We start from the raw sequence: 23,561 nt of genomic DNA, 5'->3' as shown, positions 1-23,561 counted from the left end.
CGGCGCCGCGGCCGCCCCCAGGAGGGACGGCCGCGGCGTTGTTGAGTCGTCAGACGCCGGCGGCGGCCTTGAGGGCCTCGGCGCGGTCGGTCCGCTCCCAGGTGAACTCCGGCAGCTCGCGGCCGAAGTGGCCGTAGGCGGCGGTCTTGGCGTAGATCGGCCGGCGCAGCTCGAGGTCGCGCAGGATCGCGGCCGGGCGCAGGTCGAACACCTCGAGCACGGCCTCCTGGATCTTCTCGTCCGGGACGACACCGGTGCCGAAGGTCTCGACGAAGACACCGACGGGCTTGGCGACGCCGATCGCGTAGGCGACCTGGACCTCGGCACGGCGGGCGAGGCCGGCCGCGACAATGTTCTTGGCGACCCAGCGCATCGCGTAGGCGGCCGAGCGGTCGACCTTCGACGGGTCCTTGCCCGAGAAGGCGCCGCCACCGTGACGGGCCATGCCGCCGTAGGTGTCGACGATGATCTTGCGACCGGTCAGGCCGGCGTCACCCATCGGGCCACCCACGACGAACCGGCCGGTGGGGTTGATGTAGAGCTTGTGGCCCTCGGACGGGACGGTGGCCTTGAACTGCTCGAGGACGGGCTCGATCACGTTGACGAGGATGTCCTTGGCGAGCTGCTCCTGGTCGACGTCCTCGGCGTGCTGCGAGGAGACGACGATCGCGTCGATGCGGACCGGGCGGTCGTCCTCGTCGTACTCGATGGTGACCTGGGTCTTGCCGTCGGGACGCAGGTAGGGCAGCGTGCCGTCCTTGCGCACCTCGGTGAGGCGCTCGGCCAGCGTCTGCGCGATCTTGATCGGCAGCGGGAAGAGCTCCGGGGTGTCGTCGCAGGCGTAGCCGAACATCAGGCCCTGGTCACCGGCACCCTGCTTGTCGAGCTCGTCACCCGAGCCGTCGACACGCTCCTCGAAGGCGTCGTCGACACCCTGGGCGATGTCGGCCGACTGGGCACCGATGGCGAACTGGACGGCGCACGAGTCACCGTCGAAGCCCTTGTCGGAGGAGTCGTAGCCGATCTCGATGATCTTGTCGCGCACGATGCGGGCCATCGGCAGCTGGCCTGCGGTGGTCACCTCACCCGCGACGACGACGAGGCCCGTGGTCAGGAGGGTCTCGCACGCCACTCGGCTCATGGGGTCCTGCGAGAGCAGGTAGTCGAGCACGGTGTCGCTGATCGCGTCGGCGATCTTGTCGGGGTGCCCCTCCGTCACGGACTCGGAGGTGAAGAGGCGTCCAGGCACGTTGTTTCTCGCTTTCGGGATCAGTCGTCTTAGGGGGCGGTCAGGGCCGATCTCGTCTCCAACGATACGAGGATCAACAGGTGACGCGAGGCAGTCTCACGCAGAGGGCAGACGAGCCGCGACCTGGTCCCAGATCACGTGGGCGAGAGCGCCTTTGCTCCCCCGCGGTACGTCGACCGCGGTGCCGTCCGCCGAGAGGATAACCGCCTCGTTGTCCTCCGCGCCGAAAACCGCGCCACCGCTCACGTCATTCACGACCAGGAGGTCGCATCCCTTGCGGGCCAGCTTGGCCCGGGCGAGGTCGAGGACCGACCCGCTGGCGTCACCGGTCTCGGCGGCGAAACCCACGACGACGGTGCCGGGAGCGGGCCGGTGGACCGAGAGCTCCTTGAGGATGTCGGGGTTCTGCTCGAGGGAGATGACGGGCGCAGAGCCGTCGTCGGACTTCTTGATCTTGGTGTCGGATCGGTGCACGGGCCGGAAGTCGGCGGGGGCCGCGGCCATCACGACCGCGTCGGCGCCGGCAGCGGCCGTCAGGACGGCGTCGCGCAGCTCGGCGGTCGACTCCACGCGGACCACCTTGACGCCGGCCGGGTCGGCCAGGGTGACGTTGGCGGCCACCAGCGTGACCTCGGCTCCGCGGGCGGCCGCGGCGCGGGCGAGCGCATAGCCCTGGCGGCCCGAGGATCGGTTGCCGAGGAAGCGCACCGGGTCGAGCCGCTCCCGCGTCCCGCCTGCGGACACGACGACGTGGCGGCCGGCCAGGTCGAGCGTGGTCCCCGCGGCACCGGTCGTCTGGCGCTCCAGGACGTCGCGGCAGAGCTCGAAGATCTCCTCGGGGTCCGGGAGCCGGCCCTTGCCGGTGTCGGCGCCGGTGAGGCGGCCCTCGGCGGGCTCGACGACCAGCACCCCGCGCGAGCGCAGGGTGGCGACGTTGGCCGTCGTCGCGGCGTGCTCCCACATCTCGGTGTGCATGGCGGGCGCCATCACCACCGGGCAGCGCGCCGTGAGGAGCGTGTTGGTCAGCAGGTCGTCGGCCAGGCCGTGCGCGGCCTTGGCCATCAGGTCGGCGGTCGCGGGCGCCACCACGACCAGGTCGGCCTCCTGGCCGATCCGGACGTGCGGGACCTCGTGGACGCCGGTCCAGACGTCGGTCGCGACCGGCTTGCCGGACAGGGCCGACCAGGTCGGAGCGCCGACGAACTCCAGCGCGGCCGCCGTGGGTACGACGGTGACGTCATGGCCGGACTCGGTGAACCTCCGGAGAAGCTCGCAGGCCTTGTAGGCAGCGATCCCGCCGGAGACGCCGAGCACCACGCGCGGCCGCGTCATGCCAGGCTCAGATCACTCGGCGCTGGCGGCCGGCGCGGCAGCGATCCGACCACCCGCGAGCTCCTGGGCGGCGAACTCGGCCGGGTCGATGTCCTCGCAGGTCAGCAGGTCCTCGTTGATCTCGCGGAGCGCGATCGACAGCGGCTTCTCCTGGACGTGGGTGTCCACGAGCGGGCCGACGTACTCGAGCAGGCCCTCGCCCAGCTGGGAGTAGTAGGCGTTGATCTGGCGCGCCCGCTTGGCGCTGTAGAGCACCAGCTTGTACTTGCTGTCGGTCTTGGACAGCAGGTCATCGATCGGCGGGTTCGTCACGCCGACGGCGTCGATGTTGGGGGCAGACACAGAAAAAGCCTCACGATCCAGTGGATGGGCAACCAAGTAAGCCTACCAACTCGGCCGCTGCATCGTGAACTTCGTGATTGACGATGGTGACGTCGAACTCCGCTTCGGCCGCCAGCTCGTCCTCCGCGGTGGCCAGTCGACGCTCCCGCTCCTCGTCGTTCTCGGTGCCGCGACCGACGAGCCGGCGGACCAGCTCGTCCCACGTCGGCGGCTTCAGGAACACGAAAAGTGCCTCCGGCATCGTGCGTCGCACCTGCCGCGCACCCTGGAGGTCGATCTCGAGCATCGCCGGCCGCCCGGCGGCCAGCGCGGCCTCGACGGGACCGCGCGGCGTGCCATATCGGTGCCGGCCGTGGACCACGGCCCACTCGAGGAGCTGGTCCTCGGCGATCAGCCGGTCGAACTCGGCCTCGTCGACGAACAGGTAGTGGACGCCGTCGACCTCGCCCGGGCGCGGTGCGCGGGTCGTCGCCGACACCGAGATCCAGACGTCGGGGTGGTCGTTGCGGACCGCGGCCGCGACCGTGCCCTTGCCGACGGCCGTCGGACCGGCCAGGACGACCAGTCGGCTCGGTCGACCCGCTGTGCTGCCGGGGTCACTCACCCGGGGCGAACTCCTGCTTGAGCGCGGCTACCTGCTTGGCGCCGAGACCCCGGACGCGGCGCGACTCGGCGATGCCGAGACGCTCCATCAGCTGCGAGGCACGGACCTTGCCGAGACCGGGGACGGCCTGGAGCAGGTCCAGCACCTTCATCTTGCCGACGACCTCGTTGGTCTGTCCCTCGGCCAGCACGTCGGCGATCGAGGCGCCCGAGTTCTTGAGCCGGTTCTTCACCTCGGCCCGCTCGCGGCGCGCGGCAGCAGCCTTCGCGAGCGCAGCCTGACGCTGTTCGGGGGTCAGAGGGGGCAGGGCCACGTGGAGAGATCCTTCGGGTCGAGCACAGGCATGGGGAGGGCAGCGAGCCGCCTCGCGGTCACCCTAGTCACGTCCGTGGCGGGGCGGCAATGCGGGGGCGCAGGTTGGACGGTCGATCGCGACCGCAGGACGCTCAGAGCGTCAACGGCGTCTTGCACACGTCGCGCGCATGCTGCTGGACATCGGCTATGGCGCTCGCCGTGGTCGCCGAGACGAGTGCGGTCGCGGCAGCGTCGATGTCGTCCTTGGCGTCGGGGTCGAGGCCGGCGGGCGGGTCCTTGCGGTCGTAGGTGTCGGGATCGACCCCGGCGGCGTCGAGCGCGGCGACGAGGTCGTGGATCCGGTCGACGACCGTCTCCCACTCCTCCGCGATGTCGTCGGGCGACTTCGCAGCCAGCGCCTCGAAGCTCGGGAGCGCCTTGATCAGTCCGGAGGTGTCGCCGCCGGCCGAGAGGGCGTCGCTGATGAGGACCTGCTGGGCCTCCACCTCCTCGCAGTAGTCCTCGAACCGTTCGGGCACCGCGTAGGGGTCGTCGTCACCGCCGCCGCAGCCCGTGAGCAGCACCAGCAGTGCGGCGCCCGCCGCGACCCCCCTCACCCGAGGAGGCTCCGCAGCTCGTCGTTGGCGCGCTGGACCGCGTCGCGCATCGCCGTCCCGTCCGGGCCGAGGCGCAGCACGCCGCGCGAGGAGCTGGCGACGACGTGTCGGGCCGAGGCGCCGAAGATCCGCACGATGTCGGCGGCGGTGCCGCCCTGCTCGCCGTAGCCGGGCGCGAGGATCGGCCCGCCGATCGCGGAGCTCGCGAAGTCGAGTCTCTTCTCGTCGATGGTCGCGCCGACCACGGCACCGAACGAGCCGACCGGGTGCGCACCGCGGTTGAGCTCGCGCAGGTGGTCGAGCATCGCCGAGCCGACGGTGCGGCCACCGAAGTCGTCGCTCGTCACCGCTTCCTGGACCTCCGGCCCCTCCTTGTTGGAGGTTGCCGCGAGGACGAACAGGCCGCCACCGTTGGCCCGCGCGACCTCCACGAACGGCAGCAGCGACCCGAAGCCGAGGTAGGGGCTGATTGTGATCGCGTCGGACGCCAGCGGGGAGCCCGGGTCGAGGTAGGCCTCGGCGTAGGCCTGCGACGTCGAGCCGATGTCGCCGCGCTTGACGTCGAGCAGCACCAGCGCGCCGGCCGCCCGCGACTCGGCGATCACGCGCTCCAGCACCGCGATCCCCCGACTGCCGAACCGCTCGTAGAAGGCCGACTGCGGCTTGACCACCGAGCAGTACGGCGCCACCGCCTCGACCGCCGTGAGCGCGAAGGTCTCCAGCCCCTGGACCGTGTCGTCGAGCCCCCACTCGTGCAGCAGCCCCGCGTGCGGGTCGATCCCCACGCAGAACTGTCCGCGGTCGGCCAGCGCAGCCGCATACCTCTCGCCGAACGGTGCGGTCGTCACGAGAGCCCCTTGAGGATGCGGCGGGGCCACAGGGGCCCGCCGTAGATCAGCCCGGTGTAGGCCTGGACGAGGGTCGCGCCTGCGTCGAGACGCTCCCGGGCGTCCGCGGCCGTCGACACGCCGCCGACGCCGATGAGCGTCAGGTCGGGACCGACCCGGTCGCGGAGCAGGCGGACGACCTCGGTGGAGCGCTCCCGCAGCGGGGCTCCGGACAGGCCTCCCGCGCCGGCGGCCTCGACGGCTGCGGCACTCGACCGCAGGCCCTCGCGACTGATCGTCGTGTTGGTGGCGATGATGCCGTCGAGACCCTGTGCCAGCGCCAGGTCGGCGACCTCGACGACGTCCTCGTCGGCCAGGTCGGGAGCGATCTTCACCAGCAGCGGCACGCGGTCGCGCCCGGCGTCGTCGGTGGCGCGGTCGGCCACCCGCCGTACGTGCTCCAGCAGCGGCGCGAGCTTGCCGACGGCCTGGAGGTTGCGCAGACCCGGCGTGTTGGGCGAGCTGACGTTGACGACGAAGTAGTCCGCGAACGGCGCCAGCAGCCTGGTGGAGGCCTCGTAGTCGGCCTCCACGGCTGCCTGGTCGTCGTCGGNCCGTGGTGGGGGCCCCCCTGGGCCTTGCCGTTGTTGATGCGGAGGCCCGGCCCCCGGCCCCCCCGCCGGCGCCTGCCCAGCCGCTGGGCGACCGCTGCCGCACCGTCGTTGTTGAAGCCCATCCGGTTGACGACCGCGCGGTCGTCAGGGAGGCGCACCAGCCGCGGCTTGGGGTTGCCGGGCTGGGCCAGCGCGGTGACCGTGCCGACCTCGACGTGCCCGAACCCGAACGCTCCCAGCTCCTCGAACGCCTCGGCCGTCTTGTCGAAGCCCGCCGCGATACCGAGCGCGTTGGGGAAGGTCAGGCCCATCGCCTCGACCGGCCGACCGCCGGGCCGCTTCGCCCGGCGCAGCACCGGTCCGGCCGCCTTCAGCGCGTCGAACGTGCGGTGGTGGGCGACCTCGGCGTCGAGGCGGGAGAGGCCGTGCTTGTAGACGGTCGAGTAGATCGGCAGGTTCACCGTGCGTTCCACTCCTGGAGCGGCTTCACGCCGACGTCGCCGCGGTGCAGCGCCTCGATGCCGTGCACCGCTGCCCCGAGACCCTGGACCGTCGTGATGCACGGGATGTTGGCCCGGACGGCCGCGGTGCGGATCTCGTAGCCGTCGAGGCGCGCCGAGCCCCCGCTGGTCGCGCCGTGGGGCGTGTTGATGACCAGGTCGATCTCGCCGTCGAGGATGAGCTGGACCGTGGTCTTCTCCCCGTTGGGCCCTTCGCCCTCGAAGTGCTTGCGCACCACGGTCGCCGCGACGCCGTTGCGGCGCAGCACCTCGGCGGTGCCCTTGGTGGCCAGCACCTCGAACCCGTGGTCGGCCAGCACCTTGATCGGGAAGATCATGTGCCGCTTGTCGCGGTTGGCCATGCTGACGAAGACCTTGCCGCTGGTGGGCAGCGACCCGAACGCGCCGGCCTGCGCCTTCGCGAACGCGGTGCCGAAGTCGGCGTCGAGGCCCATCACCTCACCGGTCGACTTCATCTCCGGGCCGAGGACCGTGTCGACCTGGCGGCCGTCAGGGGTCCGGAACCGGTTGAACGGCATCACGGCCTCCTTGACCGCGATCGGCTGGTCGGGCGGCAGCGACCCGCCGTCGCCGGTGGCCGGGAGCACGCCGTCCTTGCGCAGGTCCGCGATCGACTCCCCCATCATCACCCGGGCGCACGCCTTGGCCAGCGGTGTCCCGGTCGCCTTGGAGACGAACGGCACGGTCCGGCTCGCCCGCGGGTTGGCCTCGAGCACGTAGAGCACGTCGGAGCCGAGCGCGAACTGGATGTTGATGAGCCCGCGCACGCCGACGCCCTTCGCGATGCCGAGCGTGGCCTCCCGGATCCGCTGGATCTCCGCGTCCCCCAGGGTGATCGGCGGCAGCGCGCAGGAGGAGTCACCGGAGTGGATGCCGGCCTCCTCGATGTGCTCCATGACGCCGCCGAGGAAGAGCTCCTCGCCGTCAAAGAGGGCGTCGACGTCGATCTCGACCGCGTCGTCGACGAACCGGTCGACCAGCACCGGGTGCTCGGGCGTGACCTCGGTGGCTCGGGAGATGTAGTCGCTCAGCGAGCGCTCGTCGTACACGATCTCCATGCCGCGCCCACCCAGGACGTACGACGGACGCACCAGCACCGGGTAGCCGATCCGGTCGGCGATCGCCCGGGCCTCCTCGAAGCTGGTCGCCATCCCGTGCTGCGGGGCAACCAGCCCGGCCTCGGCGAGCACCCGACCGAAGGCGCCGCGCTCCTCGGCGAGGTGGATCGCCTCCGGGCTGGTGCCGACGATGGTGACGCCGTTGTCCTTCAGGCCCTGCGCGAGGCCGAGCGGGGTCTGGCCGCCGAGCTGGCAGATGACGCCGGCGACGGGGCCGGCCTGCTCCTCGGCGTGCACGATCTCGAGCACGTCCTCCAGCGTGAGCGGCTCGAAGTAGAGCCGGTCGGAGGTGTCGTAGTCGGTCGAGACCGTCTCCGGGTTGCAGTTGACCATCACGGTCTCGTAGCCGGCAGCGCTGAGCGCGAGGCTGGCGTGGACGCACGAGTAGTCGAACTCGATGCCCTGGCCGATCCGGTTGGGGCCGCTGCCGAGGATGATGACCGCGGGCTTCTCGCGCGGGCTGACCTCGGTCTCCTCGTCGTAGGACGAGTAGTGGTACGGCGTCTTCGCGGCGAACTCGGCCGCGCAGGTGTCGACCGTCTTGTAGACCGGCCGGATGCCGAGCGCGTGCCGGACACCGCGGACGACGTCGGGCGTCATCCCCCGGATCTTGCCGATCTGGACGTCGGAGAACCCGTGCCGCTTGGCGTTGCGCAGCAGCGCCGGGGTGAGCTCGTCGGCCCCGATCAGCTCCTGGGCGGTCTCGTTGATCAGCATCAGCTGGTCGACGAACCACGGGTCGATGCCGGTCGCGTCGAAGATCTCCTCCGGCGTGGCACCAGCCCGGATCGCGTCCATGACCTTGCGGAGACGGCCGTCGTGCGGCTTCGCGATCTCCACCAGCAGAGCGGCCTTCGTCTCGGCAGAGCCCAGGTCGGCGTCGAAGTCCTTGTGCCAGTCGAACGGCGCCTTCTTGTCCTCCAGCGAGCGCAACGCCTTCTGCAGCGCCTCGGTGAAGTTGCGCCCGATCGCCATCGCCTCGCCGACGGACTTCATGTGCGTGGTCAGCACCGGGTCGGCGCCGGGGAACTTCTCGAACGCGAACCGCGGCACCTTCACCACCACGTAGTCGAGCGTGGGCTCGAACGACGCGGGCGTCTCCTCGGTGATGTCGTTGGGGATCTCGTCGAGGGTGTAGCCGATCGCGACCTTCGCGGCGATCTTGGCGATCGGGAAACCCGTCGCCTTGCTCGCGAGCGCGGAGGACCGCGACACCCGCGGGTTCATCTCGATGACGATGACTCGGCCGTCGACCGGGTTGACGGCGTACTGGATGTTGCAGCCGCCGGTGTCGACGCCGACCTCGCGGATGATGCCGATCGCCAGGTCGCGCAGGTGCTGGTACTCGCGGTCGGTGAGGGTCATCGCGGGCGCGACGGTGATCGAGTCACCGGTGTGGACGCCCATCGGGTCGAAGTTCTCGATCGAGCAGATGATGACGACGTTGTCGGCCTTGTCGCGCATCACCTCCAGCTCGTACTCCTTCCAGCCGATGATCGACTCCTCGATCAGCACCTCGGTGGTCGGGCTGGCGTCGAGGCCGGAGCCGGCGATGCGGGTGAGGTCGTCGGCGTCGTAGGCGATGCCGGAGCCGGTGCCGCCCATGGTGAACGACGGCCGCACCACGACCGGGAAGCCGAGCTCGCCGGCCGCCTTCTCGCAGTCCTCCAGCGTGTGGCACACGAAGCTGCGGGCCACCTCGCCGCCGACCTTGTCGACGATCGCGTTGAAGAGCTCGCGGTTCTCGCCGCGGTGGATCGCCTCGAAGCTGGCGCCGATCATCTCGACGCCGTACTTCTCGAGGACGCCGTTCTCGTGCAGGCCGATCGCGGTGTTGAGCGCGGTCTGGCCACCCAGCGTCGGGAGCACCGCATCGATCGGGGTGCCGTTGGCGGCCTCCCGGGCGATGACCTTCTCGACGTACTCCGGGGTGATCGGCTCGATGTAGGTCGCGTCGGCGAACTCCGGGTCGGTCATGATCGTCGCGGGGTTGCTGTTGACCAGCACGACCCGCAGCCCCTCGGCCTTGAGCACCCGGCACGCCTGGGTGCCGGAGTAGTCGAACTCGCAGGCCTGCCCGATGATGATCGGCCCCGAGCCGATCACCAGGACGGACTTGATGTCTTCGCGCTTCGGCATCAGGCGTGGGCCCCTTCAACAGATCCGGCCATCGTCCCTGCCATCAGGTCGATGAACCGGTCGAACAGGTACGCCGCGTCGTGCGGACCGGCCGCGGCTTCGGGGTGGTACTGGACGGAGAAGGCCTTGAGACGGCCGTCGGCGTCCCGGAGCTCGAGCCCCTCGACGACGTCGTCGTTGAGGCAGACGTGGCTCACCGTCGCCGATCCGTACGGCGTCTCGGTGGCCTGGTCGAGCGGCGCGTCCACAGCGAATCCGTGGTTGTGCGCGGTGACCTCGACCTTGCCGGTGGTGCGGTCCATCACCGGCTGGTTGATCCCGCGGTGGCCGTAGGTCAGCTTGTAGGTGCCGAAGCCCAGGGCCCGCCCGAACAGCTGGTTGCCGAAGCAGATCCCGAAGTACGGCAGGTCGCGCTCGAGCACGGCCTGCAGGGTCGTGACGTCGGCGGTGGCCGGGTCGCCCGGGCCGTTGGAGAAGAAGACGCCGTCCGGGCCATCGACACCGACGGCCAGCACGTCGTCGATGGTCGCGGAGGCGGGCAGCACGTGGACCTCGATCCCCCGCTGCGCCATCAGCGCCGGGGTCATCCCCTTGATGCCGAGGTCGAGGGCGGCGACCGTGAACTTCTTCTCACCGACCGCGGGGACGACGTAAGCGGCGTCGACCGAGACCTCGCCGGCCAGGTCGGCGCCCTTCATCTCCGGCTGCTCGAGCACCCGGGCGAGCAGCGCCTCCGGGTCGGTCTCGGTGCTGGAGATCCCGCACCGCATGGAGCCGCGCTCCCGCAGGTGCCGCGTCAGTGCGCGGGTGTCGATGCCGCTGATGCCGACGACGCCCTGGTCGCGCAGCTCCTCGTCGAGCGACCGGCGCGAGCGCCAGTTGGACGCACGCCGCGCGGGGTCACGGACGACGTAGCCGGCGACCCAGATCCGGCGGGACTCGGGGTCCTCGTCGTTGACGCCGGTGTTGCCGATGTGCGGAGCCGTCATCACGACCACCTGGCGGTGGTACGACGGGTCGGTGAGGGTCTCCTGGTAGCCGGTCATGCCGGTGTTGAAGACCGCTTCGCCGAAGGTCTCGCCCTCGGCGCCGTACGCGTCACCGTGGAAGGTCCGTCCGTCCTCCAGGACCAGGATCGCCACTTGTCTCACACCAGCTTTCCGTCGAGCACGGTCGGGCGTCCGCGCAGGAATGTCGCCTCGATCCTTCCAGGCAGGTCCATCCCGGCGTACGGCGTGTTCCGAGAGAGGGACGCCGACGCGGACGCCTCGATCGTCCTGGTAGCGGCCGGGTCGTAGAGAGCGATGTTGGCCGGCGCTCCGACCTCGATCGGCTGGCCGTGGTCGGCGACGCGGCCGATCCGGGCCGGGGCGTAGGAGAGCCGGTCGGCGACGCCGGCCCAGTCGAGCAGGCCGGTGTCGACCATCGTGTGCTGCACGATCGACAGGGCGGTCTCCAGACCGAGCATGCCGAACGCGGCGGCCGCCCACTCGCAGTCCTTGTCCTCGTGCGGGTGCGGCGCGTGGTCGGTGGCGACGATGTCGATCGTCCCGTCGGCCAGGCCGGCGCGCAGCGCCTCGACGTCGCCGGCCGAGCGCAGCGGCGGGTTGACCTTGTAGATCGGGTCGTAGGTCGCGGCGAGCTCGTCGGTCAGCAGCAGGTGGTGCGGGCAGGCCTCGGCGGTAACGTTCCAGCCCTTGCGCTTCGCGTCACGGACGATCTCGACCGAGCCGGCCGTGGAGACGTGGCAGACGTGCAGCCGCGAGCCGACGTGGGCGGTGAGCAGGCAGTCGCGGGCGATGATCGCCTCCTCGGCGACCGCGGGCCAGCCGGCGAGGCCGAGGCGACCCGACAGCTCGCTCTCGTTCATCTGCGCGCCCTCGGTCAACCGCGGGTCCTGGGCGTGCTGGGCGACGACACCGTCGAACGCCTTGACGTACTCCAGCGCCCGGCGCATCAGCAGCGGGTCGCTCACGCAGTGGCCGTCGTCGGAGAAGACCCGGACCCGGGCGGCCGAGTCGGCCATCGCCCCGAGCTCGGCGAGCTGCTCACCCTTGAGCCCGACGGTGACGGCGCCGACCGGGTAGACGTCGCAGTAGCCGGCCTCGCGACCCAGGCGCCAGACCTGCTCGACGACGCCGGCGGTGTCGGCGACCGGGGTGGTGTTGGCCATCGCGTGGACCGCGGTGAAGCCGCCCATCGCCGCGGCGCGGGTCCCGGTCTCGACGGTCTCGGCGTCCTCACGGCCCGGCTCGCGCAGGTGCGTGTGCAGGTCGACCAGGCCGGGCAGCGCGATGAGGCCGTCGGCGTCGACCACCTCGGCGCCGTCGGCGGACAGGCCGGTGCCGATCTCGGCGACGACACCGTCCTTCAGGAGCAGGTCGGTCGGCTCGCCCCCGAGGATCCGGACGCTCTTGATCAGGTACGAACTCACGCTGGTCATTCAGGGCTCTCGCTTTCAGATCCTCCGAGGAGGAGGTAGAGGACGGCCATGCGGACGGCGACGCCGTTGGTGACCTGCTCGACGATCACCGACCGGTCGGAGTCGGCGACGTCGGCGGTGATCTCCATGCCGCGCACCATCGGGCCGGGGTGCATCACGATCGTGTGGTCCTGCAGGGTCGCCATCCGGCGCCCGTCGAGCCCGTAGCGCCGCGAGTACTCGCGCGGCGTCGGGAAGAAGCCGCCCTGCATCCGCTCGCGCTGGACGCGCAGCATCATCACGGCGTCGACCTTCGGGAGGACGGCGTCGAGGTCGTACGACGTCTCGACGTCCCAGCCCTCGATGCCGACCGGCAGCAGCGTCGGCGGGCCGACCAGCGTCACCTCGGCGCCGAGGGTCTTGAGGAGCAGCGCGTTGGAGCGCGCCACCCGGCTGTGGAGCACGTCGCCGACGATGGCGACCCGCCGCCCCTCGAGGCCGCCGCGGCGCTCCTCGCCGAGGTGGCGCCACAGGGTGAAGGCGTCGAGGAGAGCCTGGGTGGGGTGCTCGTGGGTGCCGTCGCCCGCGTTGACGACGCTCGAGCGCACCCAGCCGGAGTGAGCCAGCCGGTGCGGCGCCCCGCTGGCGCCGTGCCGGATGACGACGGCGTCGGCACCCATCGCCTCGAGGGTGAGCGCCGTGTCCTTGAGGCTCTCGCCCTTGCTGACGCTGGAGCCCTTGGCGGCGAAGTTGATGACGTCGGCCGAGAGCCGCTTGGCGGCGGCCTCGAACGAGATCCGGGTCCGCGTGGAGTCCTCGAAGAACAGGTTGACGACCGTCCGGCCGCGCAGGGCCGGCAGCTTCTTGATCGGCCGGTCCGCCAGCGACCGCAGCTCGGCCGCGGTCTCAAGGACCAGCTCGGCGTCGTCGCGGGTCAGGTCGGCCGCGCTCAGCAGGTGTCGCTTCACTCCCCTACCTCCGTAGCGTCGGGCCTCGGCTCGATCGAGACGGCGTCGACCCCGTCGTCCTCCAGGTCGGCGAGGCGGACGCTGACCCGCTCGCTGAGCGAGGTGGGCAGGTTCTTGCCGACGAAGTCGGCCCGGATGGGCAGCTCGCGGTGGCCGCGGTCGACGAGGACGGCGAGCTGGACGGCCCGCGGCCGCCCGACGTCGTTCAGGGCGTCGAGCGCGGCCCGGATGGTGCGGCCGGAGAAGAGCACGTCGTCGACGAGGACCACGACCTTGCCGTCGATCCCGCCGGACGGGATCTCGGTCGGCAGCAGCGCCCGGGCCGGCTTGAGCCGCAGGTCGTCGCGATACATGGTGATGTCGAGGGAGCCGACCGGGACGTCGACGTCCTCGACCTGGGAGATCCGGGCGGCGATCCGCTGGGCGAGCGGGACGCCGCGCCGCGGGATGCCGAGGAGCACGAGGTCACCCGCACCCTTGTTGCGCTCGATGATCTCGTGGGAGATCCGCGTGAGAGCCCGGCCGATGTCACGGGCATCAAGAACGACGCGGCCCGGGTGGGCCAGCGGGGCGGCAGGCATCAGCGCGCCTGACCTCCTTCTCCGCCTCACAGGACGGCTCGTTAAAGGATGTCGAACAGGCGCCACCCTACCCCGTCGGGACGGCGTCGTGCGAAGCGGCACGCATGCCGAGAGGCCCGGCGCTGCCGGGCCTCTCGGTCCTGAACCGGTCGGGTCAGCGGAAGGCGTCCTTGACCTTCTCGCCAGCCTGCTTGAGGTTCGCCTTCGTCTGGTCGACCTTGCCCTCGTTCTTGAGGTCGTCGTCGTCCGACGCCTTGCCGAGAGCCTCCTTGGCCTCGCCGACCTTCTCGTCGGCCGCGTTCTGGAGCTTGTCCTGCATACCCATCGGGTGCCTCCTGTCGCTCGGTTGTGCGTGCATCCAGGCGGTACCCCCGACCGGGAGGCTGAGTCGGGTCCTCCTCATCCCGCAGACCCATTGCTCCTGCTTCCGGCGCGCACGGGCCCTTCAGGAGGGCACGTCCTCCAGACCGAGCCGGTGCGCGCCGGTGTAGACGTTCATCGACGTGCCCCGCAGGAAGCCCACCAGCGTCAGGCCGTGCTCCTCGGCGAGGTCCACGGCCAGCGACGACGGCGCGGAGACGGCGGCGAGCATCGGGATACCGGCCAGCACGGCCTTCTGCACCAGCTCGAACGACGCGCGGCCGCTGACGACGAGCACCGTCTCCCGGAGCGGGAGCATGCCCTCCCGGAGAGCATGGCCGACGACCTTGTCGACGGCGTTGTGACGGCCGACGTCCTCCCGCAGCACGAGGAGCTCGCCCGCGGGCGAGAAGAGACCCGCGGCGTGCAGTCCCCCGGTCCGGTCGAAGACCCGCTGCGACTCCCGGAGCCGCTGCGGCAGCTCGGCGAGGACGTCCGGGGTGACCCGGAGCGGGTCGTCGGCGACCGACCAGGTCGACACGGTCCGGACGGCGTCGAGGCTGGCCTTGCCGCACACGCCGCACGCGGAGGTGGTGGAGAAGTTCCGGGCCAGCGCCGGGTCCACGGGCGGCACCCCGTCGGCGAGCCGGACGTCGACGACGTTGTAGGTGTTGGTGCCGTCCTCCGCCGTCCCGGCGCAGTAGCGGGCGGTCACCAGGTGGTCGACCGCGTGGACGACCCCCTCACCGACGAGGAAGCCCACCGCCAGGTCGAAGTCGTCGCCCGGCGTGCGCATGGTGACCGTGAGCGGCTTCCCGTCGACCCGGATCTCCATCGGCTCCTCGGCCGCCAGGTTGTCCGGTCGGCGGGTCACCTGGCCGTCCCGGACCCGCACCACCGCGCGGCGCGCGGTCACTCGTCCCACAGCTACTCCGCGACGGGCTCGAGGCGGACGACGACACCCTTGGAGGTCGGCGTGTTGCTGATGTCGGCGACGCTGTCGAGCGGCACGAGCACGTTGGTCTCGGGGTAGTACGACGCCGCCGAGCCGCGGGAGGTCGGGTAGGCGACCACGCGGAAGCCCTCAGCGCGCCGTTCGACCCCGTCGTCCCAGACGCCGACGATGTCGACCAGCGACTGGTCCTCCAGGCCGAGGTCGGTCAGGTCGTCGGGGTTGACCATGACGATCCGCCGGGCGTTGTGGATGCCGCGATAGCGGTCGTTGAGGGCGTACGGGATGGTGTTCCACTGGTCGTGGGAGCGCAGCGACTGGAGCACCAGGTGGCCCTCGGGCGCCCGCAGCATCGCGAAGTCGTTGCAGGAGAACTGCGCCTTGCCGCTCTCGGTGTTGTAGACGCCCTCGTTGACCGGGTTGACCAGTCGGAACCCGGCGCCCTTGGCGACGCGCTGGTCGAAGTCCTCGAAGCCGGGCACGACGCGCGCGATCCGCTCGCGGACCAACGAGTAGTCGGTCTCGAACTCCTCCCACGGGATCGAGCCGCCCTCGCCGAGCGTCCGGCGCGCCAGTCGGCTGATGATCGCCACCTCGCTGAGCAGGTGCGGCGACGCCGGGCTGAACCGGCCCCGGGTGGCCTTCACCTCGCTCATCGAGTCCTCGACGGTGACGAACTGCTCCCCCGTCGCCTGGACGTCGCGGTCGCTACGACCCAGCGTCGGCAGGATGAGGGCGGTCTCGCCGCACACCGTGTGCGAGCGGTTGAGCTTGGTCGAGATCTGCACCGTGAGCCGGCAGCGCCGCAGCGCCTCCTCGGTCACCAGGCTGTCCGACATCGCCCGCACGAAGTTGCCGGCCACGCCGACGAACACCGACGCGCGGCCGTCGCGCATCGCGCGGACACCGTTGACCGAGTCGAAGCCGTGCCGGGTGGGCGGGGTGAACCCGAACTCCTCGCCGAGCGCGTCGAGGAACCACTGCGGGACCCGCTCCCAGATCCCCATCGTGCGGTCGCCCTGCACGTTGCTGTGGCCGCGGACCGGGCAGACGCCGGTGCCGGGACGGCCCAGGCTGCCCGTGAGCAGCAGCAGGTTGACGATCTCGCGGATCGTCGGGACGCCGTGCTTGTGCTGGGTCAGGCCCATCGCCCAGCACACGATGATCTTGTCGCTGGCCACGATCCGGTCGCGCAGCTCCTCGATCTCCTCGCGGGCCAGTCCCGTGGCCTCGAGGACCTCGTCCCAGTCGGTGCCGCGGACGTGGGCGGCGAACGCCTCGAAGCCGTCGGTGTCGCGAGCGATGAAGTCGTGGTCGAGCACCGTGCCGGGGGCGTCGTCCTCGGCCTCGAGGAGCAGCCGGTTGAGCATCTGGAAGAGCGCGAGGTCGCCGCCGATCCGGATCTGGAGGAACTGGTCGGCGATCGCGGTGCCACGACCGACGACGCCGCTCGGCTTCTGCGGGTTCTTGAAGCGCTTGAGCCCAGCTTCCGGGAGCGGGTTGACCGCAACGACCTTCCCGCCGTTGTGCTTGGTGTGCTCGAGCGCCGTGAGCATCCGCGGGTGGTTGGTGCCGGGGTTCTGACCGACGACGAGCACCAGGTCGGCGTCGTGGAGGTCGTCGAGGGACACGGTGCCCTTGCCGACGCCGATCGTCTCCATCAGCGCCGAGCCGCTCGACTCGTGGCACATGTTCGAGCAGTCGGGGAGGTTGTTGGTGCCGTAGGCCCGGGAGAAGAGCTGCAGCAGGAAGGCGGCCTCGTTGTTGAGGCGACCTGATGTGTAGAACATCGCCTCGTCCGGGGAAGCGAGGGCGCGCAGCTCCTCGGCGATCACGTCGAACGCGTCGTCCCACGAGATCGGCTCGTAGTGCGTGGCACCGGGCCGCTTGACCATCGGCTCGGTGAGGCGGCCCTGCTGGTTGAGCCAGTAGTCCGACTTCTGGTCGAGCTCGGCCACCGGGTGCTCGGCGAAGAACTCACGGGTCACCCGGCGGGTCGTCGCCTCGTCGGCGATGTGCTTGGCGCCGTTCTCGCAGTACTCGTTCTTGTGCCGCTTCTTCGGGTCCGGCCACGCGCAGCCCGGGCAGTCGAAGCCCTTGACCTGGTTGAGGTTGAGCAGCGTCACCGCCGTACGACGCGGCGAGGTCTGGGAGAGCGCGTACTCCATCGCGTGGGCGACGGCAGGCACGCCTGCCGCCCACGACTTCGGCGGACTGACCGTGAGGTCGTCCTGAGGGTCCTCGTCACGAGGCATCGGTCGGGTGTTCCTGTCTGCCGGCCCGCTCCTGGTGCAGAGTGGGGCGATGAACGCGGAAGCCGCCCTCGCGCAGCTCGTCTCCAACCTACCGGAGGGCGTGGTCGTCACTGATCCGGCGTCGGTCGAGAAGTACCGGGAGGACTTCGCCCGGGACGGGTCCGCCGGCACTCCCCTCGCCGTCGTCCGCGCGGAGAACGCGACCCAGGTCCAGGTCGCGGTCCGCTGGGCCGCCGAGCACCGGGTCCCGCTCGTGCCCCGCGGCGCCGGCACCGGGCTGTCCGGCGGATCCTCCGCCGTCGACGGCGGGATCACCCTCTCGCTGGACCGGATGCGCGCCGTCGAGATCGACCCGGCGTGCCAGGTCGCGATCGTCGAGCCCGGCGCCTTCAACGTCGACGTCAAGCGGGCCGCGGCCGAGCACGGGCTCTGGTATCCCCCGGACCCGTCCTCCTTCGAGATCTGCTCCATCGGAGGCAACCTCGCCACCAACGCGGGCGGCCTGTGCTGCGTGAAGTACGGCGTGACGACGGACTACGTCCTCGGGATGGACGTGGTCCTCGCCGACGGCACCCTGGTGCGGCTCGGCGGCAAGCAGATCAAGGACGTCGCCGGCCTGTCCCTGCTCAAGCTGTTCGTCGGCAGCGAGGGGACCCTCGGCGTCATCACGCGGGCCGTGCTCCGGCTCATCCCGGCGCAGACCGCCGGCGCGACGCTGGTCAGCCGGTTCGCGTCGATGACCGAGGCCTCCCGGGCGGTGGTCGCCATCCGCGGGACCGTGCGCGCCTCGATGCTCGAGCTGATGGACAACGTCTCCATCAACGCCGTCGAGGACTGGCGCTCCCACGGTCTCGACCGGTCGACAGGCGCCCTTCTCCTCGCTCAGTCCGACGCCCCGGGTGAGGCCTGCGCCGTCGAGGTCGAGGCGATGCGGGCCGCGTGCGTCGCGGCCGGGGCCGAGGAGGTCTTCACGACGACCGACGTCGACGAGTCCGCGATGTTCGTCGCCGGGAGGCGCAACGCCTTCCACGCGCTGGAGCAGCGCGGCAGCGTGTTGTTCGAGGACGTCGGCGTCCCCGTCCCGCTGCTCCCGGACCTGGTCGACGGCATCGCCGGCATAGCAGCCACGACCGGGGTCGAGATCGCGCTCGTCGCACACGCCGGCGACGGCAACACCCACCCGATCATCGTCTTCGACGCCGCCGACCCCGACGCCGACCGGCGGGCTCGCGAGGCGTTCGACGCGGTGATGGCGCTCGCGATCGCGCTCGGGGGCACCATCACCGGCGAGCACGGCGTGGGCCGCGCCAAGCGGGGCGCGCTGCTCGACCAGGTCGGTCCGGACGTCCTCGACCTGTCGTGGCGGGTGAAGGACGCCCTCGACCCGCTGGGCATCCTCAACCCCGGGGCGGTGCTGCCGCCGCGCGCCGACTGCTGATCGAGTTGCGAGCGCAGCGAGCCTCGGATTCCTCGGCCCGCTCGTCGTACCGGGCTCGTGGATCGCGGTGATTCATCCACAGGCGCTCGCCGCAACTGGTCCCAGTGTCGGTGGCGCATGGTCGAATGTTCACATCGGAACAGTCGCTCATCCGCACCACTCGGGAGGTCGTCGTGGTCGCACAGCTCGTCTCACCGCCGCACCCGATCGTGGCGTGCGCCGAGCAGATCGCCGCAGCGGTAGCGGGGGTGCGGGACGTGCAGCCGGTGTTCATGCCCAACGCCGACAAGGCCGCGGCCCTGCTGGCCGTCACCGAGGCCGAACGACGGCTGGCCGAGCTGCGGTTGCGGTTGATCGCCTGTTCGGGCGACCTGGCCGAGGCCGACGGGCAGCGCGACGTCGCGGCGTGGTTGTCGAGCCGCACGAACGCCGATGCGCGCGACGTACGTCCCGACCAGAGGCTCGCCGAGGCACTGGACCAGCGGTACTCGAAGCTGGCTGCCGGGATGGCCGCCGGTGTTGTGTCGGTCGAGCAGGCCCGGGTGGTCGCGACCGGCCTGGACGCCCTGCCGAACGACGTCGGCGCGGAGGTCCTCGCGTCGGCCGAGGAGCGGATGGTCGAGTACTGCGCCCAGTTCCGCCCCTCCGAGCTGCGCCGCCTGGTGCGCCGGATCCTCGACGTGGTGGCTCCCGAGATCGCCGAGGCCGAAGAGGCCAAGCGGCTGGAGAAGGAAGAGGCGCACGCCCGCGAGAAGTGCCGACTCTCCTTCCGCGTCCTCGGTGACGGCACCACCCGGCTCAGCGGCCTGCTGCCCGATGCAGCCGCGGCCCGGTTGCAGACCTATCTGGAGGCGTTCACCTCGCCGCGCAAGGCCGAGGGCGCGCCCGCGTGTGAGGTCGACCGGATCCCGTACCGCCGTCAGCTCGGTCAGGCGTTCTGTGCGCTGCTGGAGCACCTGGACCCCGCGAAGCTGCCGATGCACGGCGGAGATGCGACGACGGTGATGGTCGCCATCCACCACGACGCGTTGACCGAGAAGCTCGCCACCGCCGGTCTCCTCGATGCCGACCTTGCTGCTGGGAACAACCTGTCGGCGACCGAGACCCGGCGGCTGGCGTGCACAGCCAAGATCATCCCCGTCGTGCTCGGCGGCAAGGGCGAGATCCTCGACCTGGGCCGCACCCGACGCCTGTTCTCCCCTGCCCAACGCAAAGCCCTCGCCCTACGCGACCGGCGGTGCCGCGCCGAGGGCTGCTCGATCCCCGCGACCTGGTGCGAGGCCCATCACGCCAAGGATCCCTGGTCACGGGGCGGCAAGACGGACCTGGCCGACGGCATCCTCTACTGCTCCTGGCACCACCACCGCGCCCACGACCCCGCCTACACCGCCACCACCCTCCCCAACGGCGACACCCGCTTCCACAGGCGACGGTGAGGGCCCGTCGGAGTACCCGATATTGCCGAGACGAGTGCGGATCGAGGAGGATCCGTTCAACCTAGTTGAACTGATCCACCGCAATCACCTCGGACTGCCCGCCAATGCCGCTCGGCGTGCGCGGCGTCCGCATGTTCCACTGTCTTCGTGGAAGACCGCGACGACCCACCGCCGCCCTACTTCGGCAGGTACCCGGACGGGCCGTACTGGTCCGCAGTGCCGATCGGCGAGGAACGCGACGTCGAGGAGGAGGACTACGCGGTCGAGGGCTCCGACCTTCAACTCATGTGGGACGAGGGCGGTGGCCCGCTGTGGGGCATTGAGGGTTTGTTGCCCGATGATCCGACCTGGTTGCAGCGAGCCCTTGGCCTTAGCGAAGGCTTGATCGCAGACCTCATCGCGTGGCGCGATGACATGAACGACTTCAACTGGGGTTCGCATGAAGACTGGCTGGCAGATCAGAAGGTCATGGATCAGCGATCAGAGGCACTGGTCGAGCGGCTGCAGGGGGAACTAGGCAGCCGATTCGAGGTTCGCTACCGCGCGTGAGCCGTGAGTTCGCTCCGCCCGCTACTGCCGCTCGGCGTGCGCGGTTAGAGCTCTGGGCCGATCACGAAGCCAACCCCAGCCAACCCGACCTCGCGGCTCGACATGCCAAAGGCGTCGGCCTGCTGAATCAAGAGGCTGATCGCTTCGTAGAGTCCCATCACCCGCCCCCGATCGAAGTCGTCGTCACTTCGGTCAGCCTGGTGCTGCGCAGTCTGCGCCAACTCCAGCAACAAGGGTGCGAGGTCGCGGAGATAGTGGGATGCGGTCTCGTCGCTCACTCCCACAGATTAGAGCGAAGCCTGTCGCACGCTACTGCCGCTCGTCGTCGCGCGACCCTGCCGCGGTGCCGTAAGCAACGACTGTGGTTCCTACCCCGACACGGACACCGGTTCACCTCGCAGCCGGCGCATGCTCCTCGCCCGACGGCTGGTTGCGCAGACGCGCAAGCGCCTCGCGGGCATGTGACTTGACCGTTCCCACCGAGATGCCGAGGGCAGCGGCCGTGTCGGCCTCGGTGAGGTCGTCGAGGTAGCGGAGCACGAGGACGGCGCGCTGCTGCGGAGAAAGCCTGCGCAGATCCTCGAGCAGTGCGATCCGATCGGTGCTGTCGTGATGCATCGTCTCCGGGATCGTGTCGGTGGTCACCTCGCGCCACCGGCGACCGCGCCATCGACTCACCGACTCCCGCGCGAGCACCTTCCGGATGTACGGCTCGGGGTGGTTCTGGATTCGCCGCCACTTAGGCACCACCTTGATCAGCGCTGACTGGACGAGGTCCTCGGCGTCGTGAGGGTCGCCCGTGAGCAGGTATGCCGTTCGCAGCAGCGCGCCCCTCCGAGCGATCACGAACTCTTCGAAGTTGCCGTACCCGGTCATGACCCACCGCCGTCGGCGTCGAGTGCTTCTGCGATCAGGTCGGTGGCGAACGCGACTCGATGAGGTGCCCCTTCGGCCACGACCACCTGGCGCCGGGCCGGGTCCTCGAACGCAGGGTCGGCGTCCGCGAGCTCCAGAGCCACGACCGCACCTCTGGCGTAGTTCGGATCGTTCGCGTCACCAGAAGAGCCGTCGGGCTTCCCATGGCCGAGCAGGGTCTCGGGGCCGACGACGCCCACGATGTCGCACAGGGCCGACACCTCGAACGGTCGTGCCTGCGGATCTTCGGTCCCCGTCCTCTGGACCCGCTGCGTCTCACACAACCGCGGACCTTCCGGAAGGACGAGCAGGTCCTTCCCGCCGTAAGGCCATCCGTATCCGAGGTAGGGCTGGCCGGGGTACTCCCCGAGGTTGACCAGCTTCGGGGCTGTGCCAGGCTCCCACACCCATCCGTCTACGTCGGTTGCGCGCTCCACACCGGTCTCTTCGCTGGCGGCCTTGCTCCGCACCGCGTGCCCGACGATGTGGGTGGCATCGATCCAGAAACCCCCGCCGCTGCGGATCTTGAACTCGAAGTCGGGTGAGTACGTCCTCCCACTCACCAGGTCGCGGGCGACCAGCTCACCCCCCGGACGCTCATAGGCGATCGTGCGCCCGTCGGGCGACAGCGCGATCCCCGGGTCCGCAGCCCCGTACGGAACGTCGCCGCGCAGGTCGATCGGGAGCGTCCCGAACGCCCCGGTCTCCGCGACGACACCGACCACTTCCGTCGCACCGCCGTCCGATCCAGGAGTAACCCAGATCGCGATCAACGGTCCGGGTGTGTCCCCGAGACCAGGCAGATCCTGCCCAACGGGGTACTCGATCGGCAGCGAGACGTCGACGTCCCCAGCCGGCTCAGGCTCGTAGCCATCGCGACCGTCCTGGGTCAGGCGGACACCGATGCCGGTGCCGACAGCGCCCACCACCAACACCGTGGCCGCGACGGCCACGGCTCGGAGACGTTGGGTGCGCTTTCCGCGCGCCCAGAGCTCGGCCGCGGGCGCGCCTCCCGTCGGTGCCTCGTCCGCCAGTTCCGCCAACCGCTCATGCAGGGTGCCCATCGGTGCTCCTATCGAAAGCCTCACCCATCAACACGCGATGAGCGCGGCTTTTCGAGGGGGCCAGTTCCTACCGCTCGTGTCACCCCGCTTCACGGACCTTGTCGTGCAACGAGCTCGCCACGTCGCGAACGCCAGCAGCGCCCTAGACGTCGAGCTCGTTGATCGCGTTCTCGATGGCCCGGTGGAACGTCGGGTAGGCGTAGTGCATCGTCCGCAGCTTGGCGACCGGGATCTCCGCGTGCACCGCGGCCGCGATCAGGCCGATCATCTCCCCGCCGGACGGGCCGACGGTCGTACCACCGACGAGGACGCCGCGGTCGGCGTCGGCGACCACCTTGATCACACCGTGGTTGCCGACCTTGTGCATCCAGCCGCGGCTGGACGACGGCAGCGAGTAGGTCCCTGTCGTCACCCGGATGCCCGCCTCCCGGGCCTGCTTCTCGGTGAGGCCGACCGAGCCGACCTCGGGATCGGTGAACGTCGCCCGGCTGACGGCCGTGTAGTCCGCCCAGGGGCCGTCCTTGCCGAGGATCGACCGGACGGCGACCTCGGCCTGGTACATCGACATGTGGGTGAAGAGCCCCTTGCCGGTGATGTCACCGACCGCCCACAGCCCCTCGCCCGCCCGGAGCTGCTCGTCGGTGTCGAGGAACCGAGCCGAGGGGTCGAGACCGACGGTCTCCAGCCCCAGGTCGGACAGGTTGGTCCGGCGGCCCGCGGCGACGAGCATCCGCTCCGCCGTCACCTGCTCACCGCCGCCGAGCGTGACCGTGAAGCCGGACGGGCCGTGGTCGACGCGATCGACCTGCACGCCCGCCCGCACGCTGATGCCTTCGGCGGCCATCGCCCCGGCGACCACCTCGCTCGCCTCCGGCTCCTCGGGCCCGAGGATCCGGTCCGCCACCTCCAGGATCGTCACCTCGACGCCGAAGCGGGAGAACGTCTGGGCGATCTCGCAGCCGAT

23 protein-coding genes and 1 pseudogene are annotated in these 23,561 nt (G+C 70.6%); 3 read left to right on the top strand and 21 right to left on the bottom strand.

Going from position 1 to position 23,561, the window contains the following annotated elements; translation table 11 throughout:
* Positions 1-49 precede the first annotated feature (49 nt).
* The 17 genes and pseudogenes from metK to H0487_RS14570 all read right to left on the bottom strand — a co-directional run bounded on the left by metK (position 50) and on the right by H0487_RS14570 (position 17,195).
* On the bottom strand, positions 50-1,249 hold the full coding sequence (metK, locus tag H0487_RS14645; protein ID WP_183094972.1) for a methionine adenosyltransferase: 1,200 nt from the start codon (positions 1,247-1,249) through the stop codon (positions 50-52).
* A gap of 96 nt (positions 1,250-1,345) precedes the next feature.
* Positions 1,346-2,581 carry a bifunctional phosphopantothenoylcysteine decarboxylase/phosphopantothenate--cysteine ligase CoaBC gene (coaBC, locus tag H0487_RS14640; RefSeq protein ID WP_183094971.1) on the bottom strand — a complete coding sequence of 412 codons (1,236 nt, stop codon included), beginning with the start codon at positions 2,579-2,581 and terminating at the stop codon, positions 1,346-1,348.
* 12 nt (positions 2,582-2,593) lie between these two features.
* Positions 2,594-2,923, bottom strand: coding sequence for a DNA-directed RNA polymerase subunit omega (rpoZ, locus tag H0487_RS14635; RefSeq protein ID WP_183094970.1), 330 nt, complete (start codon positions 2,921-2,923; stop codon positions 2,594-2,596).
* A 10-nt stretch (positions 2,924-2,933) separates the two neighbouring features.
* Positions 2,934-3,527: a guanylate kinase gene (gene gmk / locus H0487_RS14630; protein WP_183094969.1), complete on the bottom strand. Its 594-nt coding sequence runs from the start codon at positions 3,525-3,527 to the stop codon at positions 2,934-2,936.
* A complete protein-coding gene (gene mihF / locus H0487_RS14625; RefSeq protein ID WP_183094968.1) occupies positions 3,520-3,840 on the bottom strand; it encodes an integration host factor, actinobacterial type in 321 nt (106 codons plus the stop codon). The genes gmk and mihF overlap by 8 nt, the downstream gene beginning before the upstream one ends.
* Before the next feature lie 133 nt (positions 3,841-3,973).
* Complete coding sequence (locus H0487_RS14620) at positions 3,974-4,438, bottom strand: hypothetical protein (RefSeq protein ID WP_183094967.1); 465 nt, start codon at positions 4,436-4,438, stop codon at positions 3,974-3,976.
* Complete coding sequence (gene pyrF / locus H0487_RS23465) at positions 4,435-5,286, bottom strand: orotidine-5'-phosphate decarboxylase (protein WP_183094966.1); 852 nt, start codon at positions 5,284-5,286, stop codon at positions 4,435-4,437. The genes H0487_RS14620 and pyrF overlap by 4 nt, the downstream gene beginning before the upstream one ends.
* Positions 5,283-5,858 carry a dihydroorotate dehydrogenase (quinone) gene (gene pyrD / locus H0487_RS23935; RefSeq protein WP_312855955.1) on the bottom strand — a complete coding sequence of 192 codons (576 nt, stop codon included), beginning with the start codon at positions 5,856-5,858 and terminating at the stop codon, positions 5,283-5,285. The genes pyrF and pyrD overlap by 4 nt, the downstream gene beginning before the upstream one ends.
* A 101-nt stretch (positions 5,859-5,959) precedes the next feature.
* Positions 5,960-6,190 (bottom strand): annotated as a pseudogene (locus H0487_RS23930) (quinone-dependent dihydroorotate dehydrogenase); the annotation flags it as partial.
* A 146-nt stretch (positions 6,191-6,336) separates the two neighbouring features.
* The gene (gene carB, locus H0487_RS14605; protein ID WP_183094965.1) at positions 6,337-9,657 is read right to left on the bottom strand and encodes a carbamoyl-phosphate synthase large subunit; all 3,321 of its coding nucleotides are present in this window, start codon (positions 9,655-9,657) and stop codon (positions 6,337-6,339) included.
* Positions 9,657-10,799 carry a glutamine-hydrolyzing carbamoyl-phosphate synthase small subunit gene (carA, locus tag H0487_RS14600; RefSeq protein ID WP_376766684.1) on the bottom strand — a complete coding sequence of 381 codons (1,143 nt, stop codon included), beginning with the start codon at positions 10,797-10,799 and terminating at the stop codon, positions 9,657-9,659. The genes carB and carA overlap by 1 nt, the downstream gene beginning before the upstream one ends.
* 5 nt (positions 10,800-10,804) lie before the next feature.
* Complete coding sequence (locus tag H0487_RS14595) at positions 10,805-12,100, bottom strand: dihydroorotase (protein ID WP_183094963.1); 1,296 nt, start codon at positions 12,098-12,100, stop codon at positions 10,805-10,807.
* Positions 12,097-13,047, bottom strand: a complete 951-nt coding sequence (locus H0487_RS14590; protein WP_183094962.1) for an aspartate carbamoyltransferase catalytic subunit — start codon at positions 13,045-13,047, stop codon at positions 12,097-12,099. The genes H0487_RS14595 and H0487_RS14590 overlap by 4 nt, the downstream gene beginning before the upstream one ends.
* Complete coding sequence (gene pyrR / locus H0487_RS14585; RefSeq protein WP_183094961.1) at positions 13,044-13,628, bottom strand: bifunctional pyr operon transcriptional regulator/uracil phosphoribosyltransferase PyrR; 585 nt, start codon at positions 13,626-13,628, stop codon at positions 13,044-13,046. Before pyrR ends, H0487_RS14590 begins: the two co-directional genes overlap by 4 nt.
* Before the next feature lie 154 nt (positions 13,629-13,782).
* Positions 13,783-13,953 (bottom strand): CsbD family protein, encoded by a 171-nt coding sequence (locus H0487_RS14580; protein WP_183094960.1) that lies wholly within the window; start codon positions 13,951-13,953, stop codon positions 13,783-13,785.
* A 120-nt stretch (positions 13,954-14,073) separates the two neighbouring features.
* Positions 14,074-14,913: a formate dehydrogenase accessory sulfurtransferase FdhD gene (fdhD, locus tag H0487_RS14575; RefSeq protein WP_183094959.1), complete on the bottom strand. Its 840-nt coding sequence runs from the start codon at positions 14,911-14,913 to the stop codon at positions 14,074-14,076.
* Positions 14,914-14,915: 2 nt separating this feature from the next.
* On the bottom strand, positions 14,916-17,195 hold the full coding sequence (locus H0487_RS14570; RefSeq protein ID WP_183094958.1) for an FdhF/YdeP family oxidoreductase: 2,280 nt from the start codon (positions 17,193-17,195) through the stop codon (positions 14,916-14,918).
* A 49-nt stretch (positions 17,196-17,244) separates the two neighbouring features.
* On the opposite strand from H0487_RS14570, the gene H0487_RS14565 reads away from it, so the two are divergent.
* The 3 genes from H0487_RS14565 to H0487_RS14555 all read left to right on the top strand — a co-directional run bounded on the left by H0487_RS14565 (position 17,245) and on the right by H0487_RS14555 (position 20,618).
* Positions 17,245-18,633, top strand: a complete 1,389-nt coding sequence (locus tag H0487_RS14565; RefSeq protein ID WP_183094957.1) for an FAD-binding oxidoreductase — start codon at positions 17,245-17,247, stop codon at positions 18,631-18,633.
* Between the two features lie 125 nt (positions 18,634-18,758).
* Positions 18,759-20,069, top strand: coding sequence for an HNH endonuclease (locus H0487_RS14560; protein ID WP_183094956.1), 1,311 nt, complete (start codon positions 18,759-18,761; stop codon positions 20,067-20,069).
* A 147-nt stretch (positions 20,070-20,216) separates the two neighbouring features.
* Entirely contained in the window at positions 20,217-20,618 is a 402-nt protein-coding gene (locus H0487_RS14555) for an immunity protein CdiI family protein (RefSeq protein ID WP_183094955.1), read from the top strand.
* Between the two features lie 44 nt (positions 20,619-20,662).
* On the opposite strand, the gene H0487_RS14550 is transcribed toward H0487_RS14555, so the two are convergent.
* From H0487_RS14550 to H0487_RS14535, 4 genes are all read right to left on the bottom strand, one after another.
* On the bottom strand, positions 20,663-20,896 hold the full coding sequence (locus H0487_RS14550; RefSeq protein ID WP_183094954.1) for a hypothetical protein: 234 nt from the start codon (positions 20,894-20,896) through the stop codon (positions 20,663-20,665).
* 112 nt (positions 20,897-21,008) lie between these two features.
* Positions 21,009-21,494 carry a SigE family RNA polymerase sigma factor gene (locus H0487_RS14545; RefSeq protein WP_183094953.1) on the bottom strand — a complete coding sequence of 162 codons (486 nt, stop codon included), beginning with the start codon at positions 21,492-21,494 and terminating at the stop codon, positions 21,009-21,011.
* Positions 21,491-22,486 carry a hypothetical protein gene (locus H0487_RS14540; RefSeq protein ID WP_183094952.1) on the bottom strand — a complete coding sequence of 332 codons (996 nt, stop codon included), beginning with the start codon at positions 22,484-22,486 and terminating at the stop codon, positions 21,491-21,493. Before H0487_RS14540 ends, H0487_RS14545 begins: the two co-directional genes overlap by 4 nt.
* 253 nt (positions 22,487-22,739) lie before the next feature.
* Positions 22,740-23,561: oxidoreductase dimerization domain-containing protein (locus H0487_RS14535; protein WP_183094951.1), on the bottom strand; the 822-nt coding region annotated here is incomplete at its 5' end.

The organism is Nocardioides stalactiti, assembly GCF_014180715.1.
Lineage (GTDB): Bacteria > Actinomycetota > Actinomycetes > Propionibacteriales > Nocardioidaceae > Nocardioides > Nocardioides stalactiti.
This window is presented reverse-complemented; position numbering and strand designations above follow the sequence as displayed.

Excerpts from the sequence above, each read along its gene's own strand:
- H0487_RS14560 (WP_183094956.1), top strand. The coding sequence starts at position 18,759 with ATGTTCACATCGGAACAGTCGCTCATCCGCACCACTCGGGAGGTCGTC.
- H0487_RS14565 (WP_183094957.1), top strand. The coding sequence starts at position 17,245 with ATGAACGCGGAAGCCGCCCTCGCGCAGCTCGTCTCCAACCTACCGGAG.
- H0487_RS14595 (WP_183094963.1), bottom strand. The coding sequence starts at position 12,100 with ATGACCAGCGTGAGTTCGTACCTGATCAAGAGCGTCCGGATCCTCGGG.
- H0487_RS14570 (WP_183094958.1), bottom strand. The coding sequence starts at position 17,195 with ATGCCTCGTGACGAGGACCCTCAGGACGACCTCACGGTCAGTCCGCCG.
- H0487_RS14545 (WP_183094953.1), bottom strand. The coding sequence starts at position 21,494 with ATGACCGGGTACGGCAACTTCGAAGAGTTCGTGATCGCTCGGAGGGGC.
- H0487_RS14580 (WP_183094960.1), bottom strand. The coding sequence starts at position 13,953 with ATGGGTATGCAGGACAAGCTCCAGAACGCGGCCGACGAGAAGGTCGGC.
- pyrR (WP_183094961.1), bottom strand. The coding sequence starts at position 13,628 with ATGCCTGCCGCCCCGCTGGCCCACCCGGGCCGCGTCGTTCTTGATGCC.
- coaBC (WP_183094971.1), bottom strand. The coding sequence starts at position 2,581 with ATGACGCGGCCGCGCGTGGTGCTCGGCGTCTCCGGCGGGATCGCTGCC.
- carB (WP_183094965.1), bottom strand. The coding sequence starts at position 9,657 with ATGCCGAAGCGCGAAGACATCAAGTCCGTCCTGGTGATCGGCTCGGGG.